This is a genomic window from Caballeronia hypogeia (assembly GCF_001544875.2).
Classification (GTDB): Bacteria; Pseudomonadota; Gammaproteobacteria; order Burkholderiales; family Burkholderiaceae; genus Caballeronia; species Caballeronia hypogeia.
The window spans coordinates 23608-39537 of the sequence record NZ_FCOA02000003.1; the positions used below are offsets into that span (position 1 = coordinate 23608).

Below are 15930 nucleotides of genomic sequence, written 5' to 3' on the forward strand. Positions count from 1 at the left end.
TTTCTCTTTTATTTCGCGTGCGGATGAGAAGTCAGCACGCGCACGTCATCGCCCGCCTTCACGCGCAAGGCGGCGGCTTCATCGGGTGTCAGCAGGAACGCGCCGCTTTCCACCGCGCCCGTCGTCGCGCCGCAGCGGAAATCCTCGAGCAGCGTGTTCGATACGAGGCTCTTCACGTCGCTGTCCGTTTCCATGCGCTCGCCGATACGCACCTTCGCCAGCACGCTCTCGCGCACCGTGCGCAAATCCGCGATGTGGCATTCGAGCACCGGACCGGCGTCGAAGATATCGACGTGATTCTCATAGCGCAGCCCTTCCGCTTCGAGCATCTTGCGCGCGGGCGCAGTGTCCTTGTGCGTGACGCCGACCACATGTTGCGCGGTGTCGGGCAAGAGGTCGAGATACACCGGATAGCGCGGCATCAGTTCGGCGACGAACGACTTCTTGCCGTGCGAGCTCAGGTAATCCGCTTCGTTGAAGTCGATCTGATAGAAATGCGAGCCGACCGCGTTCCAGAAAGGAGATTCGCCGTTGTCATCGAAATGGCCGCGCAATTCCGCGCACAAGCGCTGCGGAAAGCGGTCCGTGAACTGCGCGATGAACATGAAACGCGAACGCGACAACAAACCGCCCACGCCCGCCGTGCGATAACGCGGGCTCAGGAACAGCGAGCACACTTCCGCGTAACCCGTCAGATCGTGCGAGATGTTGAGCAGCGACATGCGCGTCCACACGCCCATGTCCTGGCTCGCGTGCACGACCGTCGATACGCGATAGTTGTAGAACGGCTGCTCCAGCCCGACTTCCGTTTCGATGCCGCATACGCCCGCGACATCGCCGGTCGCGGTGTCTTCCATCACGAAGAGATAGCCCGCTTCGAAGGCTTGCGCGTCGCCGGCGAGCGTGCGGCGCACGCGTTCGACACGCGCGGCGAGCGCGCCGCGATCCGGCTTGAACGTGGTGAGCCCCGGGCCCGTTTCTTGGGCGAGCGCGACGAGCGCGTCGACATCTCCCGGCTGCGTGCAACGCACGACGATCATTGCAATTCTCCCGAAGCCTGATGCAGCGGCATGCAGCGCACCGTGTCCTTTTCCTCGACCCCCAGCGCCTCGCGCGCGGCCATGCTCAACGCGGCGCCATCGGAGCGCGTGCCGGCCAGCCCCGCTACGATGCAGCGAAACTCGTGCGCGCCGCCGGCCGCGACGAGATACGGCGCACCGCTCTCGGTTGCGATTTCCCGCACCGCGCGCAATTCGCTCGAACTCGCCGACGCGCTCTTGTCGACGGCGATCGTGAGCACCGGGCCCGCATCGAAGATATCGACGTAACGGTCCGGCTCGAAACCTTCTTCGAGATGAATGTCGTAGGCAAGCAGCGTGCTTTCGTTAGGCTCGCCGAGCACGCGTTGCGCTTCGCCGGGAAGCAGCGGCACGTACAACGGATAACTCGGCATTACCTCCGCGATGAACGTGCGGCTGCGTCCGCCCGATTCCATTTCCACCTGCTCGAAGTCGCGTCCGAAGAACTTGCGCCCGACCGCATCCCAGAACGGCGATGCGCCGTTCTCATCGGTGACGCCGAGCATCAGCGAGAACACTTCGCTGGAAAAGCGCTTGCGGTTCGCGGCGATGTAGATCATGCGCGCGCGCGACAGCAGGTGCGCGGCCGCTTCATTCCGCTCATCGCGCAACGACGGGTCGATATAGAAGCCCGTCAGCCGGCTCTTGCCCGTGAGCTCATGCGCCATGGTCAGCGCGTGAATCTTGCGATTCACCTTGAGCTCGCGCGATGCGTGAATCAGCGCGTCGTTGCGAAACGCGTAGAACGGCTCGGAATAGCCCGCCGAGGCGACGATGCTCGACGTGCCGAGCAGCTTGCCCGTTTGCGCATCTTCGAGCACGAACAGATAGAACTCCTCACCGGGAAATTCGACTTCGGCGCGAAACGAGTCTTCCGACAGCGCGACGCGCGGTTCGAGCGCGCGCCGGTCGGGCGGCAGCGAATGCAGCACGGGGTGCGCCGCGCGCGCCATGCGTTCGAGCTCGTCGAGATCGGCGAGTCTTGCGGGACGGACGAATAGCATCATCGGGTCCTGATCTTTTTTCTGTTCGTCACTTGACGGCCGTGGCGCCGACGACCTCTTCGATCGCCTTTTCGATGCGCGCAAAGCCTTCGTCGAGATCGGCCATCGGCATGATGAGCGAGGGCGCGAAGCGCAGCACGTTCGGTCCCGCTATCAGCATGATCACGCCGTTCGCCGCCGCCGCGTTGAGCACGTCCTTCGCGCGGTCCTTGTAGCTATCGTTGAGCTCCGCGCCGATCAAAAGGCCGCGTCCGCGAATCTCCCTGAACATGCCGAAGCGCTCGTTGATGCGCTCCAGATGCGTCTTGATCGCGCGGCTGCGTTCGTTCACGCCTTCGAGCAGCTTCGGATCGCTGATCAACTCCACGACCTTCTCCGCAATCGACGCGCCCAGCGGATTGCCGCCGTACGTCGTACCGTGCACGCCGACCTTGAAGTGCGCTGCGATCTCGTTCGTCGTGAGCATCACGCCAATGGGGAAGCCGTTGCCCAGCGCCTTCGCGCTCGTGAGGATGTCGGGTGTCACGCCATACTGCATGTACGCGTAGAACGTGCCCGTGCGGCCGACGCCGGTCTGCACTTCGTCGAAGATCAGCAGCGCATCGTGCTTGTCGCACGCTTCGCGCAAGCCCTTGAGGAACGCGGGATCGGCGGGCAGCACGCCGCCTTCGCCCTGCACCGGCTCGACGATCACCGCGCACGTCTTCGGACCGATGGCGTCCAGCGCGCCCGGCAGATCGTTGTACGGCAGATGGCGGATGCCCTGCGGCTGCGGGCCGAAACCTTCCGCATACTTCGGCTGACCGCCGACGCTCACCGTGAAGAACGTGCGGCCATGGAACGATTGCGTAAACGAGATGATCTCGATCTTGTCGTCGCCGTGATTGTCGATGGCGTAGCGGCGCGCGAGCTTGAGCGCCGCTTCGTTCGCTTCCGCGCCCGAGTTCGCGAAGAACGCGCGGTCGGCGAAGGTTAGATCGGTCAGGCGTTTTGCGAGGCGCAACACCGGCGCGTTGGTGTAGCCGTTGCCGATGTGCCAGAGCTTCTCGCCCTGTTCGTGCAGCACCTTCAGCAGTTCGGGGTGGCCATGACCCAGCGCCGTCACCGCGATGCCGCCGGCGAAATCGACATAATCGCGGCCTTCGGTATCCCACACGCGCGAGCCGCGGCCCCGGTCGGGCACGAAACTGGCCGGTGCGAACACCGGAACCATTACCTCGTCGAATGTACCGCGATTCACATTGATGTCGGTCATGAGCGACTCCTGGGTTTTGATCATTAAGTTCGATATTAGGCAATCGCGCGCGTTCCGTCTTGCGCGTTCGCGACATGCTTCGACGGGCTTTTTCGCAGCTTTCAGGCCGAGGGTTTCAGGCCAGACCCGGCGGTTCGATCAGCGCGCCGCCGCGAGGCTCGTCGATGGCGCCGCCGCGCTGCTTCTCGATCCAGTTGCGGCGTTCCTCGCGCGGCGTCACGCCGAAGCGGTCGCGGTACGCATTGGAGAAATGCGCCGCCGATGAAAACCCGCACGCGAGGCTGATCTGCACCACGGACTTGCTCGTGCGCTGCAACTGCGAGCGCGCTTTGGTCAGACGCAGATTGAGGTAGTACTTCGACGGCATCGCACCGAGATATTGTCGAAACAGGCGCTCGAGCTGGCGGCGCGAAATGCCGACAAGATTCGCGATTTCATCGGTGGCGAGTGGATCTTCGATGTTCGCTTCCATCAGTTGCAGCGCGTCGTTCAGGCGCGGATGGCGCTCGCCGGGCGCGGTCACGAACGGAATGCGCTGACGCTCCGTGCCCGCGCGCAACACGCCGATGCCGAGCGAATCCGCGATGCGCTCCGCGAGATCGGGACCGTGATCGCGCGCGATCATCGCGAGCATGAAGTCGATGCTGGCCTGGCCGCCCGAACACGTCGCGCGGTCGCGGTCGATTTCGAAGATTTGCTGCGAGACGATCGCGCGCTCGAACTGCTCGGTGAATTGCTGATACGTCTCCCAGTTCACCGCGACGCGATATTGCGAGAGTTGTCCCGCCATCGCGAGCCACCACACGCCGTGATGAATGCCGCTGACGAGCGCCGTGCGCGGAGCGACGCGCGCGAGGCTCGCGAGAAAGAGACGGTAATCGGCGAACTGCTGATAGCGCTCCGACACGACGATGAGCCAGTCGCAGCGCACCGCGTCGTTGAACGCACAATCGGCGGGGATTTGCGCACCGCCCGACAGCGGCACCGGGCGGCCGTCCCAGGAACAGATGCGCCAGTCGTAGAGGCGATGCCCGTCGATTTCATTGGCGAGCGCGAGACTGTCGATGATCGGCGCGATGCCGCTCATCGACACCGGCGGGAGCGCGACGATCGCAACCTGTAACGGCAAACCCGTCACGTTATTTAAGGCTGCCCGAGAGGAACTGACGCAGACGCTCGCTCTTCGGCGCGCTCAGCACATCGGCGGGCGCGCCCTCTTCTTCCGTGCGTCCCTGATGCAGGAACATCACGTGGTTCGAGACGTTGCGCGCGAAGCCCATCTCGTGCGTGACGACGATCATCGTGCGGCCTTCTTCCGCGAGACGCTGCATCACCTTCAGCACTTCGCCGACGAGTTCGGGATCGAGGGCGGACGTGGGTTCGTCGAACAGCATGACATCGGGATGCATGGCGAGCGCGCGCGCAATCGCGACGCGCTGCTGCTGCCCGCCCGAAAGATGCGACGGATACTGCTTCTCAACGCGCGGCGGCAGGCCCACTTTCTCCAGATATTCGCGCGCGCGGTCCTCGGCTTCCTTCTTCGAGACGCCGAGCACATGAATGGGCGCTTCCATCACGTTCTCGATGGCCGTCATGTGCGACCAGAGATTGAAGTGCTGGAAGACCATCGCGAGCTTGGTGCGCACGCGCTGCAACTGCTTGTGATCCGCGACTTCGAGATTGCCGATCTTGTCGGTCTTGGTGCGCACGGCTTCGCCATCGACGATGATCTGCCCTGCGTTCGGCCGCTCGAGAAAGTTGATGCAGCGCAGAAACGTGCTCTTCCCCGAGCCGCTCGCGCCGATGATGCTGATCACGTCACCCGCCTTCGCGGCGAGGGAAACGCCCTTCAGCACTTCGTTGTCGCCGTAGCGCTTGTGAATGTCCTGGGCGACAAGCTTGGTCGCGACGTCTTTGGCGGTTGGCTCCAACGCGTTCTCCTCGGGTGATGACAAGGTCTCTTCCATGGGTTCGAATTCTACCGCTCGTCATGTGCGCGACGTGCGCGCCGCGCCCGCCGGCCGCAGGTACGCGAGCCAGCGCTGCTCCGCGCGACGGAAGGCCGCGACCAGCGCGAACGAGATCGCCACATACAGCAGCGCCGCGATGCCGAACGATTCGAATGACTGATAGGTCGCCGAGTTGGCGTCGCGCGCGACCTTCAGGATGTCAGGCACGGTCGCGGTGAAGGCGACCGTCGTCGCGTGCAGCATCAGGATCACTTCGTTGCTGTACAAAGGCAAGGCGCGGCGCAGCGCGGACGGCAGTATCAGGCGGCGATACATCGTGAAGGTGCTCATGCCGTAGGCGCGCGCGGCTTCCACTTCGCCGTGGGAAATGCCGCGGATCGCGCCGGCGAAGATTTCCGTCGTGTAAGCGCAGGTGTTCAGCGCGAACGCGAGGATCGCGCAATTGAAGCCGCTCTTGAAGAACGCTTCGAGCAGCGATTGCGTGCGCACGACTTCGAGGCTGTACATGCCGGTGTAGAGCAGCAGCAGTTGCACATACAAGGGCGTGCCGCGAAACACGTAGGTGTACACGCGCACGGGCGTCGAGAGCCAGCGGTTGCGCGACACGCGCCCGCACGCCAGCGGCACCGCAGCGCAGAAGCCGAGCGCGATGGAGGCCGCGAGCAGCCACAACGTGACGACGAGACCCGACGCTCGCATGCCGTCGGAATACAGGAACGGGCGCCAGTATTCGGCGAAGATCTGGATCATGGCTTGTCTCTCGCTGGGTGTCAGAGTTCTGCGTGACGCACGCCGATCGAATAGCGCTTCTCCAGCGCCATCAACACGAGATTCGATGCGCTCGTGATCGCCAGATAGATGAGCGCCGCGATCAGGATGAAGAAGAACATGTTGAAGGTGCTCTTGCCCGCGTCCTGCGCGGCCTTCACGACATCCGCGAGACCGATGATCGACACCAGCGCGGTCGCCTTCACGAGCACCTGCCAGTTGTTGCCGATGCCCGGCAGCGCGAAGCGCATCATCTGCGGAAACAGAATGCGGCCGAACACGCGCATGCCGCCCATGCCGTACGCGCTGCCCGCTTCCAGTTGCCCGCGCGGCACGGCGAGAAACGCGCCGCGAAAGGTCTCGGTGAAGTACGCGCCGTAAATGAAGCCGAGCGTCAGCACGCCGGCGGTGAAGGGATCGATGTCGAACTGATCCCAGCCGAAGGAATCGGTGAAGTGGTTCACCGCGATCTGGATGCTGTAGAAGAGCAGCAGCATCAGGACGAGATCGGGCACCGAGCGGATCAGCGTCGTGTAAGCGGTCGCGATGCCGCGCAACGCGCCGTGACGCGAGAGTTTCGCCGAAGCGCCCAGCAATCCGAGCAGCACCGATACCGCGAGAGACAGCACCGCGAGCGCGAGCGTCTCCTTTGCGCCCGCCCAAAGTAGCGGACCGAAGCCGTGCAGGAACAAGTGGCGCCTCCCATGTCTTTCGTTGATCGGAAAGATGCGGAGCGCGTTTTCAGGTCAGCCGCGCTCCGTCGATTGGCGGCGATACTCGCAAGCGGAAATCAATCGCTCAAATGTAATGACACATTTTTGCTGCGTCGCAGCATTCAGCGCGGACGAGCGAAGTCACGGGCAAGGGCTCGCCGTGCAAAGCGGCCCGCGCGCGACAGACAGGAAAACCCGCACGCGCGCGGCGGGCGAAACTTGCATTTTTCTGGTCGCATTTTCGATATACCGCGCGCGCCGGTTTTGCCGCTTCCCCGCGTTTACTCGCTCGCCGTGCCGCGCACGAGCTGCGAGACCTGCCCGTTGGCCATCGCGATTTCCGGGCTTTCCTGCAGCAAGGGCAGGAACTGCTCGGCGAAGGCCGGATCGCGCGTGCCGGCGCTGAACATGTCGACGACTGCCTGCGCGTGGCCGATGCGCGCGTCGGGGGTGGCTTCCTCGTCGTCGAGGACATCGTCGATGGCCGCGATCAGGGTGGAGAACGGCGACAGCCAGCGATACGCCGAACCGTTGATCACGATCTGCAGGAATTCGCCCGGCGACACCGGTCCGAACTCGGCCTCGTGACGCGCGCGCAAATGCGCGAGCACGCTGCGATGAAGCGCCAGCAGCGGATGGCGCGCGTCGCGCAGGAAAGTGGTGGCGGCCTGATCGGTGATCGTCTTCATGGTCGTGCCTCGTCTGGAAACATCCTAAATGAGGACGATTCCGGCCCGATCAAGCGCCGCGCGTCGTGCCCGCGTAGCGGATGAATTCGGCGGCCGTGAGCGGCGCGGAGAACAGCCAGCCTTGCCCGAACTGCGCGCCGCGCGCGTGCAGATACGCGGCCTGCTCCTCGCGCTCGATGCCCTCGGCGATCACCTGGACGTCGAGCGTCGCCGCCATGTCGATGATATGCGAGGCCACGCTGCTCGACGCCGCGTCCTGCCCGATCGTGTCGATGAACGACTTGTCGATCTTCAGCCCGTCGATCTGAAAGTTCTGCAGATGCGACAGACTCGAATAGCCCGTGCCGAAATCGTCGAGATAGACGGCGTGGCCCGCGCGACGGAACGCGCTGATGACCTCCTTGGCGGCGTCGGCGTCGAGAAAGCTGCGCTCGGTCGCCTCGATGCGGATCTGCGCCGGGCGCACACCCTGCCGCGCGAGCGCGGGCCCGAGCACGTCGAGAAAGCGGTGCGTCGTCAGATCGGGAGCGGACAGGTTCACGGACACGTAGTAATCGCCGTAGCGCCTGAGGAAATCGCCGAGTTCCAGAAGCACGGTGTCGAGCACCTGATCGGTGATCGCCTGGATCAGTCCGCGATGCTCCGCGAGCGGAATGAAATGATCGGGCCGCACGATACGGTCGTGATATTTCCAGCGCACCAGCGCTTCGGCGCCGATGCATCGGCGCGTGTCGAGGTCGACGATCGGCTGATACGCGACGATGAACTGATGCCGGCGCACGGCGTCGCTCAACTGGCCGCGCGGCGACAGTCTGCGCACGATGAAGAACGCCGCCCAGCCCGCGAACAGCAGTCCCGCCGCGACGCCGCCGAGCAGCCATCCCCACGGCAGCGCGCGCAAGCGTTGCCGCACGGTCTGATGGGGCGCGCTCACGACGACCGCGAGCGGCATCGACACGGAGCGGCGCACCACGTACGGCGAGCAGTCGCGCACAGGCGGCGCGGTGCGGTAGACGGCGAGGACGGCGGCGGCGTCGGTGGCGGGCGAGGTCGCGATCACGCGGCTCACGTCGGTGTTGATGACGGTGACGGCGCTCGCGGGATCGCTCTCGGCGTCGGTGGCGTCCACATACAACGCGGGGTCGGCTGCGACATAGAAGCCGTCGCGGCCCATGACGAGCGAGAGCTTGCCGCCCGGCAGACGCGCAAGCCCGTACCAGGCCATGACGCCATCGTGCGAGCGCCAGTCGGGCGTGGGCAGCGTGAGGCCGTCGAGCGGGCCGGCGGAGACCGCGCCCAGCAGCGACGAACATTGCCAGCGGCCGTCGCTGTCGTAGGCGCCTGCGTCGCGCACCTGTTCGTGCGTCAGCGCAATGCGCCGCAACGCGCGCAGATACGGCGGCGAGCAGGGCGCCGCTTCCACCTTGCCGATTTCCCCGAGCGCGCCCGACAGGCGCCGCGTGACATCTTCGGCGCGCACGAGCGCGGCATCGGCTACGGTATTGAGGCGTTCGGTCTCGTCATGGAGCTGGTTGCGCTGCGCGAACAAAAAGCCGATCCCCGCCGGCGCCAGCGCAGCAATCACCACGATGACGATCAGAAGCGCCGCCAGCGCCCCACGTTGGTATTTGTTCATTGCGTGTTATGGTCCGCGGCGCGAGGCAGGCTGCTCGCGCGCGCGGTTTTTCTTGCTCCGTGCTTCATGCTGCATGCCCTGCCCGGCGCCCTCGGCCGGCGCCCTCGGCCGGCGCTTTTTTACGGCCTTTTTGCAGGTTCGGACAAACGACTTAGTGTAGGGGGCGCGCATTGCCCGATTCAACGATTTCTTTGACCGAAAACATTGCCTTTTGGTGGTCTTCCGCACGGCCGGCTGGCGGTTTTTTTGCCGGGGGCGCGGCGTGCGAGAATCGGCGCTCCGCAAAGTGCAATTTCCGCCGACCATGACTTCATCGAACCTGAATCGCCCGATCGTGCGCGACGCCGCTCCCGGCGACTTCGACGCCATCGCGCGCATCTATGCGCATTACGTCGAAAACGCGCTCGCGACCTTCGAGGAAATCGCGCCGAGTGTCTCCGAACTGCGCGCACGGCACGCGGCGATCGCGGCGCAGGGACTGCCCTACCTCGTGGCCGAAGTCGACGGCGCGGTGGCGGGCTACACCTATGCATCGACTTACAGGCCGCGCTCGGCTTACCGCCATACGATCGAGGATTCGGTCTATGTCGCCGATGGCTTCGGTGGACGCGGCATCGGCGCAGCGCTCTTGACGGCGCTCATCGACCGATGCGAACGCGGCCCGTGGCGGCAGATGATCGCGGTGATCGGCAACAGCGGCAACGCGGGATCGATCGCGCTGCATGCGCGGCTCGGCTTCGAGCATGTGGGCGTGCTGCGCGACGTCGGTTTCAAGCATGGCCGCTGGGTCGACTCCGTGCTGATGCAGCGCGCGCTCGGCGCGGCTTGCGACATCACGGCGTGACCGCATCCGCTTAACGGCTAAGATTCGACATTTGCCTCTCGCACGACCCAAGCCTTGCCGACTTATACCCTCGCCTCTCCCGTCAGCGCCGAAATCGACATCCGCAAGAGCCGGTTCATCGCGTGGGCGCTACCCGTCGCCGATCGCGATGAAGCCATGCGCGAGCTGGAGCGCCTGCGCGCCGAGCATCCGGGCGCCACCCACGTGTGCTGGGCGCTGCTCGCGGGCGGCCAGTCCGGCATGTCCGACGACGGCGAGCCGTCCGGCACCGCCGGGCGCCCGATTCTCGAAGTGCTGCGGCATCACGAAGTCGACGGGGTGCTGGCGGCGGTCGCGCGCTACTACGGCGGCATCAAGCTGGGCGCGGGCGGACTCGTGCGCGCCTATACCGACGCGATCGCGAGCGCGATGCAACTGGCCGAGCGCGTCGAGCGCATCGAACAGGGGCTGATCGGCGTCGAGGTCGATTACGCCGACGAGGCGCGCGTGCGCCGCTGGATCGAGCAGCACGAGTGCGAACTCGTGCAGAGCGAATACGGCATGACGGTGCGGCTCGTCGTGCGGATGGCCGCCGGCGCACGCGACGCAGCGGCCGCCGAGTTGCGCGATCTCACGAACGGTCGCGCGCGCGTCGAGGTGCGGACGTGACCAACGAGACGCGCGCGTTCGCGATGGTCATCGAACCCGGCGGGCATTTCGTCGCCGTGCGCGAAGGCGCGAGCCTGCTCGAAGCCGCGTTGCAGGCGGGGTTGTCGCTGCCGCGCTCGTGCCGCAACGGCACCTGCCGTGCGTGCATGTGCCGGCTCGTCGATGGCGAGATCGACTATCGCATCGAATGGCCAGGGCTCACAGCCGAGGAAAAGGCCGAAGGCTGGATTTTGCCGTGCGTGGCGCTGGCGCTATCGGACGTGACCATCGAGCAGCCGGAAGCGCGCGAGGCCGAGCCTGCGCCGCGCCCCACGCGATCGCGCGGCTTCTGATCGCGGGTATTCCGGGATTGTCGTCTCGATTCAACGACCTACGATTTGATTCCCGGGTCCGCATACGCACGCTTTCGTACAAAGAGGGTGCAGAGCGGCTCTCAAAAAGTGTACAATTGCGTTTTGCCCTAAATTCTGGCAGGGCCAGATCAACCGAGATTTCAATGACTAAAGTACTGTTGAAAGAGAACGAGCCTTTCGACGTCGCCATGCGTCGTTTTCGCCGTACCGTCGAACGCACGGGCCTGATTCAAGAACTCAAGTCGCGCATGGCTTATGAAAAGCCGACCACCGAGCGCAAGCGCAAGAAAGCTGCTGCTGTTGCTCGCCTGCGCAAGCAGATTCGTCGCGCGCAATTGCCGAAGAAGTTTTATTGATCGATCGCCGGGCCCTGCCCGCGTCGGTTTGAGTCGTTTCGGCATCGCAACCTGAATCCGATCGGGTCGCGGTTTCACGCGGAAGTCGCGTGAAAGCTCGCGGATTCGCGCATATTCGAATGCGCCCCGCCCGGTGATGGCTGGCAAGATCGCACAAAGCCTGCATGAGTGAACGCTCATGCAGGCTTTTCGTGCTTGGAGAGATGAATCGGACTGGATATTTTCGCCGCACATTATCCTCGCATTACAGTTTCGGGAATTCGGACGAGAGCGATGAACGGAAAAGAAGAACCGCGAGCAGAAAAGCAAAAAGCCCGGATATACCGGGCTTTTTGCTTGAAAACTTGGTTGCGGGGGTAGGATTTGAACCTACGACCTTCGGGTTATGAGCCCGACGAGCTGCCAGACTGCTCCACCCCGCGTCTGAAGAATTCAATTATAGATCGGACTATATCCCGGCGTCAAACATTCTTTGCAGTAAATGTCGTGGCCGCCGGCATCCGCTCCGTCACGACGGGTTTGCTCGCCTCCGCCACCGCACGCTGGTGTGCCCGCGACAGTTTCCCGAGCAGCGGCAGCAACACCACGGCGACGGCCGCACCGCCAGCCGCGAGCCAGCCAAGCCCGAAGAACAGTTGCGTGTACAGCGGCAGCGACTGCACCGGGTCGAGATTGCCGGCCGGCATGCGCGCGAAATTGGCGACGACGCTGCCGAGATACTGCGAGACGCCCGTGGCCACGAAATACGCGCCCATCATGAAACCGCTCATGCGGGCGGGCACATAGCGCGCGATCATCGCGAGGCCGAGTCCGGACACGAGCAGCTCGCCAAGCGAATACAGGCCGTAACCCGCCACCATGAACCACGACGACACGCGCCCGTCCACCGCATAACGGCCGCTCAGTCCGAACACGAAGAAGCCGATCGCCACCACGACGAATCCCAGCGCGTATTTCCCCGCCACCGGGATATCGCGTCCGCGTCGCGCCTGTCGCGTGTAGAGCATCGCGAGCAACGGGCTCAGCAGCATGATCCAGATCGGATTGAGCGCCTGGAACTGCGCCGCGCTCCACGTGAACAACGTGGCGCCGCCGATCGAGAACGAAGGATCCACGTTGCGCAGCGCGAACAGCGTGAGGGAGGTCGACATCTGCTGGTAGAACACGAAGAACAGAATGACCTGCAGCGTGAGGATCAGCGCGGCCAGAAGACCGGCGCGTTCGCTGCGATCGCACTTCGTGAGCATGTAGCCGAAGATCGCGAGAATCGCCACGCCCGCCGCGTAGACGCACGCCACGGCCACCGTCTTGTGCTGGAGGATGAAGACCGTCGCCGCCGCCAGCGCCACACTGCCCGCCGCAACCGCGAACGCGAGATTCCAGCGGATCGGCGCATCGTCCGGCGCCGATCCGATATGCGCGAGCGTGCGGCGCATCAGCGCGAAGTTGATCAGCCCGAGCACCATGCCGCCACAACACACGGCGAACGCGGCGTGCCACCCCCAGTGATCCTTGATCCACGGCGTCGCCAGCATCGAGATCGTGGAGCCGATGTTCACGGCCATGTAGTAGATCGTGAAGGCGCTGTCGATGCGCGCGTCGTCGCCCTCGTAGATGCGCCGCACGAGATTCGCCGCGTTCGACTTGAACAGCCCGTTGCCGACGACGATCACGCCGAGCGATGCATACATGAAGCCGAGCGTGTCGACCGGCAGCGCGAGCATCAGATAGCCGAACGCGAGCACCACCGCGCCTGCGGTCATGGTGCGGCGCGCGCCGAGCACCTTGTCGCCGATCCAGCCGCCGATCGACGGCGCCGAGAATACGAGCGCCGTGAACGCGCCCCAGGTGAGATTGGCGTGGTCGTCGGCGAAACCGATCTGGTCGACCATGAACAGCACCAGCAGCGCGGCCATGCCGTAATAGCCAAACCGCTCCCACATTTCGATCAGAAAGACGGTTGTGAACGAGCGCGTCTGCGAGTGGCCGGACGATTGAGTAAGCATCGGAGAAGGTCCTTCAAACAGCGAAACGGTAATCGGCGATTTTCATCTCGCCGATGAAACTCACGGGCGAAATAAACGCGACGCGGATTTCTCGGCGCGTATTCATCGGCAAATTTGTCGGATACGTGCGCGGACGATTATTCGCGAGCAAACCGATGATTATCGCAGATCGGAGACGCGCATCCGCCCAGGCATGCCGGAGGGAATGAAGAAGCGTTGGGAAAACAGCGCGGAGCAGACGCGCGACGCAATGTCGCCGGGCGTGCGGAGAATTGAGCTTTCATCGACCTTCCGTTTTCCGCGTTTCGCCGGGCGTGCGTAACGCGCCTGCGATCGTTGCGGACTTCGATACGCACATCGGGATCGCCAATGCGCGTGACAGTTGATTTAAGCGAATCGCAAGGTTTTTGAGATTCGCGGGTAGCGCATTTTGTTGTTATTTGTATTCGGGGTCACTCGGGAATAGCCCTAAGGACTTAATACGCCGTTATTCGTCATGACGTAATGTGATAATCCGCGCGATTAATTCGCTTTCAACGTCGCGCCGTTACCGTTTCAATTCGCGGGGCGGCGCACGAAAGCCAGCATGACGCCAAAGCCGATCATCAAGGCTCCGCTGACGCGATTGAACCAGGTAAAACCGCGCGCGCCGCGCGAAAGCGAGCCGAGCCGCGCGCCCAGCGCGGCGTAAATGACGATCGCCACGAGTTCGAGCAGCAGAAAGGTCGCGCCGAGAATGGCGAAGCTCGTCGCATAGGCGTCCCGGTCGACGAATTGCGGAAAAAAGGCGGTGAACACGAGAATCGCCTTCGGATTGCCGGCCGCAACCCAGAACTCCTGCTTGGTGAGCCGCGCGAGACTGACGGGCCCGCGCAGCGCGCCCTCTTCCTTCACGACGAGCGATGGCCCGGAGCGGATCAGCTTTACTCCGATCCAGACGAGATACGCGGCGCCCGCCAGCTTGATGACCGTGAACAGCGTCTGCGACGCGAGCAGCAACGCGCCGAGCCCAAGGCCCGCAATGGCGATCATGATCGCGAACGCGACGATCCTGCCCAAGGAAGCCAGCACCGACGCGCGCACGCCGTCGCGCGCGCCGTTCGAAAGAGACAGCACGTTGTTCGGTCCGAACGCCATGTTGATGGCGAAGCACGCAGGAAGGAAAAGCGAGAAGGTCTGGAGCGACATGGGACACCTGCGAGGCGGGCTACGATCAGACCGTCAAAGTTAGCACGTGCGCGGCGTCCCAAGAAGTATCCAAAACCGTATCGGACGATGGCTCAGAAGCGATGCCGGATGCCGGTGCTCAACATCAGCTGGTTGCGTCCGCTCGATGGATCGTTGGTGTTGATCACCGCGGGCGCGCCCGACGAAGCGCGCTGATAGATCGATTCCAGATAGACATCGGTGCGCTTGGAGAGCAGATAGTCGACCTGCAGCGCGCCTTCATGCCAGTGCGCGCCGCCGCCGTTGGTGTAGACGTACATGCCCGATAGCTGAATGGCCGGCGTCAGCTTGTAGATGCCGTTGATTTCGTAGTTGTTGAGCGCGAGCGACGGCATCAGCTCGCCGGTATCGGCATCCGAGACGCCGGTGTTGATCGCCCGCGAGAACGCGCCGCTCAAGGTGAATTCGCCGATCTCGTAGCTCATGCCGACGCCGAACGTGTCCTGCTTCTGCACGTTCGCGTTGAACACCGTGTTGCCGGGACCCGGCAGCACGAGCGCATCGTAGGCGCCGCTGGTCGTGTTGCCGCGTCCGTTGTTGTGCAGATATGCCGCGCCCGCGTTGAAGGAGCCGAGCGAATAGTTCGCGCCGACGCTGTACGCGCGGTTGTTCGAGAACGCGCCTGCCTGATTGGAGAACGCGTATAGGCCGCCGAAGCTGAAGCCGCCATAGTTTCCGCTCGTGTACTTGATCGAGTTCGAGGCAAGAAACGAGTTGTTGGCGTTGTCGTTGTCGAGCAAGTGCGCGAACGCGGTGCCGCCGGCGTTGCCGGTCAGCGTGAAAGTCTGAAAGTAGTCATGGATCGAATCGTACTGCCGGCCGAGCGTGATCGTGCCGAGCGTCTCGGTGCCGATGCCGACGTACATCGGATGATCGTTGAGCCCCTCTCCCGTCGCGACCGACAAACCGCGTTCGAGCCGGAAGATCGCCCGCGCGCCGCCGCCCAGATCTTCGGTGCCCTGCAAGCCCCAGTAGCTGCCATCGATCGTGCCGCTCGTCAGGCGATATTGAGAATGCCCGCCGACGTTGTTGACATACGCGACGCCCGTGTCGAGTTCGCCATAGAGCTGCACCGAGCTTTGCGCCCAGGCCGTCGCGGGCAGGCCGACGAGCGCCACGCATGCCATGCAGAACGATAGCGGACGCGCTGCCGGCGCGCTGGCCAATGCGGTTTCGGAGACCGATGCGGTGCGGACGGATTTCGGGCGACGCGGCATGAAGGCCTCTCCTGTTGTTATTCGACTTGGGCAAGATTGTCAGTTTTGCGAACGCGCTTGTCAGTCGAAAATACGCACACGCGCGCTTCTGTGTCCTGGAACCAACGAACGACCGTTTTTCATTTGCGCTCATCTTGCCGGAGCCGCGCGTTTGAGCGTAGCCGA

16 protein-coding genes and 1 tRNA gene are annotated in these 15930 nt (G+C 63.8%); 4 read left to right on the forward strand and 13 right to left on the reverse strand.

Annotated elements, in window-relative coordinates; translation table 11 throughout:
* Positions 1–8: 8 nt before the first annotated feature.
* From astA to AWB79_RS06210, 9 genes are all read right to left on the reverse strand, one after another.
* Positions 9–1040: an arginine N-succinyltransferase gene (gene astA, locus AWB79_RS06170; RefSeq protein ID WP_061166535.1), complete on the reverse strand. Its 1032-nt coding sequence runs from the start codon at positions 1038–1040 to the stop codon at positions 9–11.
* Positions 1037–2083 (reverse strand): arginine/ornithine succinyltransferase subunit alpha, encoded by a 1047-nt coding sequence (gene aruF / locus AWB79_RS06175; RefSeq protein WP_061166981.1) that lies wholly within the window; start codon positions 2081–2083, stop codon positions 1037–1039. Before aruF ends, astA begins: the two co-directional genes overlap by 4 nt.
* Before the next feature lie 28 nt (positions 2084–2111).
* Complete coding sequence (locus AWB79_RS06180) at positions 2112–3338, reverse strand: aspartate aminotransferase family protein (RefSeq protein WP_061166982.1); 1227 nt, start codon at positions 3336–3338, stop codon at positions 2112–2114.
* A 115-nt stretch (positions 3339–3453) separates the two neighbouring features.
* The gene (locus tag AWB79_RS06185; protein WP_232470846.1) at positions 3454–4425 is read right to left on the reverse strand and encodes a GlxA family transcriptional regulator; all 972 of its coding nucleotides are present in this window, start codon (positions 4423–4425) and stop codon (positions 3454–3456) included.
* Between the two features lie 52 nt (positions 4426–4477).
* Positions 4478–5305 carry an ABC transporter ATP-binding protein gene (locus AWB79_RS06190; RefSeq protein ID WP_061166536.1) on the reverse strand — a complete coding sequence of 276 codons (828 nt, stop codon included), beginning with the start codon at positions 5303–5305 and terminating at the stop codon, positions 4478–4480.
* Positions 5306–5326: 21 nt separating this feature from the next.
* Positions 5327–6058 (reverse strand): ABC transporter permease, encoded by a 732-nt coding sequence (locus AWB79_RS06195; RefSeq protein WP_061166537.1) that lies wholly within the window; start codon positions 6056–6058, stop codon positions 5327–5329.
* Between the two features lie 20 nt (positions 6059–6078).
* Positions 6079–6768 carry an ABC transporter permease gene (locus AWB79_RS06200; protein ID WP_061166538.1) on the reverse strand — a complete coding sequence of 230 codons (690 nt, stop codon included), beginning with the start codon at positions 6766–6768 and terminating at the stop codon, positions 6079–6081.
* 302 nt (positions 6769–7070) lie between these two features.
* On the reverse strand, positions 7071–7469 hold the full coding sequence (locus tag AWB79_RS06205; RefSeq protein WP_374728529.1) for a hypothetical protein: 399 nt from the start codon (positions 7467–7469) through the stop codon (positions 7071–7073).
* A gap of 58 nt (positions 7470–7527) precedes the next feature.
* Positions 7528–9114, reverse strand: a complete 1587-nt coding sequence (locus AWB79_RS06210) for an EAL domain-containing protein (RefSeq protein ID WP_061166540.1) — start codon at positions 9112–9114, stop codon at positions 7528–7530.
* 304 nt (positions 9115–9418) lie between these two features.
* Here AWB79_RS06210 and AWB79_RS06215 point away from each other — a divergent pair, with 304 nt between their 5' ends.
* From AWB79_RS06215 to rpsU, 4 genes are all read left to right on the forward strand, one after another.
* Entirely contained in the window at positions 9419–9958 is a 540-nt protein-coding gene (locus tag AWB79_RS06215) for a GNAT family N-acetyltransferase (protein WP_061166984.1), read from the forward strand.
* 54 nt (positions 9959–10012) lie between these two features.
* On the forward strand, positions 10013–10606 hold the full coding sequence (locus AWB79_RS06220; RefSeq protein ID WP_061166541.1) for an IMPACT family protein: 594 nt from the start codon (positions 10013–10015) through the stop codon (positions 10604–10606).
* A gap of 23 nt (positions 10607–10629) precedes the next feature.
* Entirely contained in the window at positions 10630–10938 is a 309-nt protein-coding gene (locus AWB79_RS06225) for a 2Fe-2S iron-sulfur cluster-binding protein (protein ID WP_061166985.1), read from the forward strand.
* 164 nt (positions 10939–11102) lie between these two features.
* Entirely contained in the window at positions 11103–11315 is a 213-nt protein-coding gene (rpsU, locus tag AWB79_RS06230) for a 30S ribosomal protein S21 (protein ID WP_006999077.1), read from the forward strand.
* Positions 11316–11660: 345 nt separating this feature from the next.
* Here rpsU and AWB79_RS06235 read toward each other — a convergent pair.
* The 4 genes from AWB79_RS06235 to AWB79_RS06250 all read right to left on the reverse strand — a co-directional run bounded on the left by AWB79_RS06235 (position 11661) and on the right by AWB79_RS06250 (position 15675).
* Positions 11661–11737 (reverse strand) — tRNA-Met (locus AWB79_RS06235).
* Positions 11738–11776: 39 nt separating this feature from the next.
* On the reverse strand, positions 11777–13321 hold the full coding sequence (locus AWB79_RS06240; RefSeq protein ID WP_061166542.1) for a peptide MFS transporter: 1545 nt from the start codon (positions 13319–13321) through the stop codon (positions 11777–11779).
* Positions 13322–13876: 555 nt separating this feature from the next.
* Positions 13877–14509 (reverse strand): LysE family translocator, encoded by a 633-nt coding sequence (locus tag AWB79_RS06245; protein ID WP_061166543.1) that lies wholly within the window; start codon positions 14507–14509, stop codon positions 13877–13879.
* 92 nt (positions 14510–14601) lie between these two features.
* Positions 14602–15675: a porin gene (locus AWB79_RS06250; protein ID WP_061166986.1), complete on the reverse strand. Its 1074-nt coding sequence runs from the start codon at positions 15673–15675 to the stop codon at positions 14602–14604.
* Positions 15676–15930 lie beyond the last annotated feature (255 nt).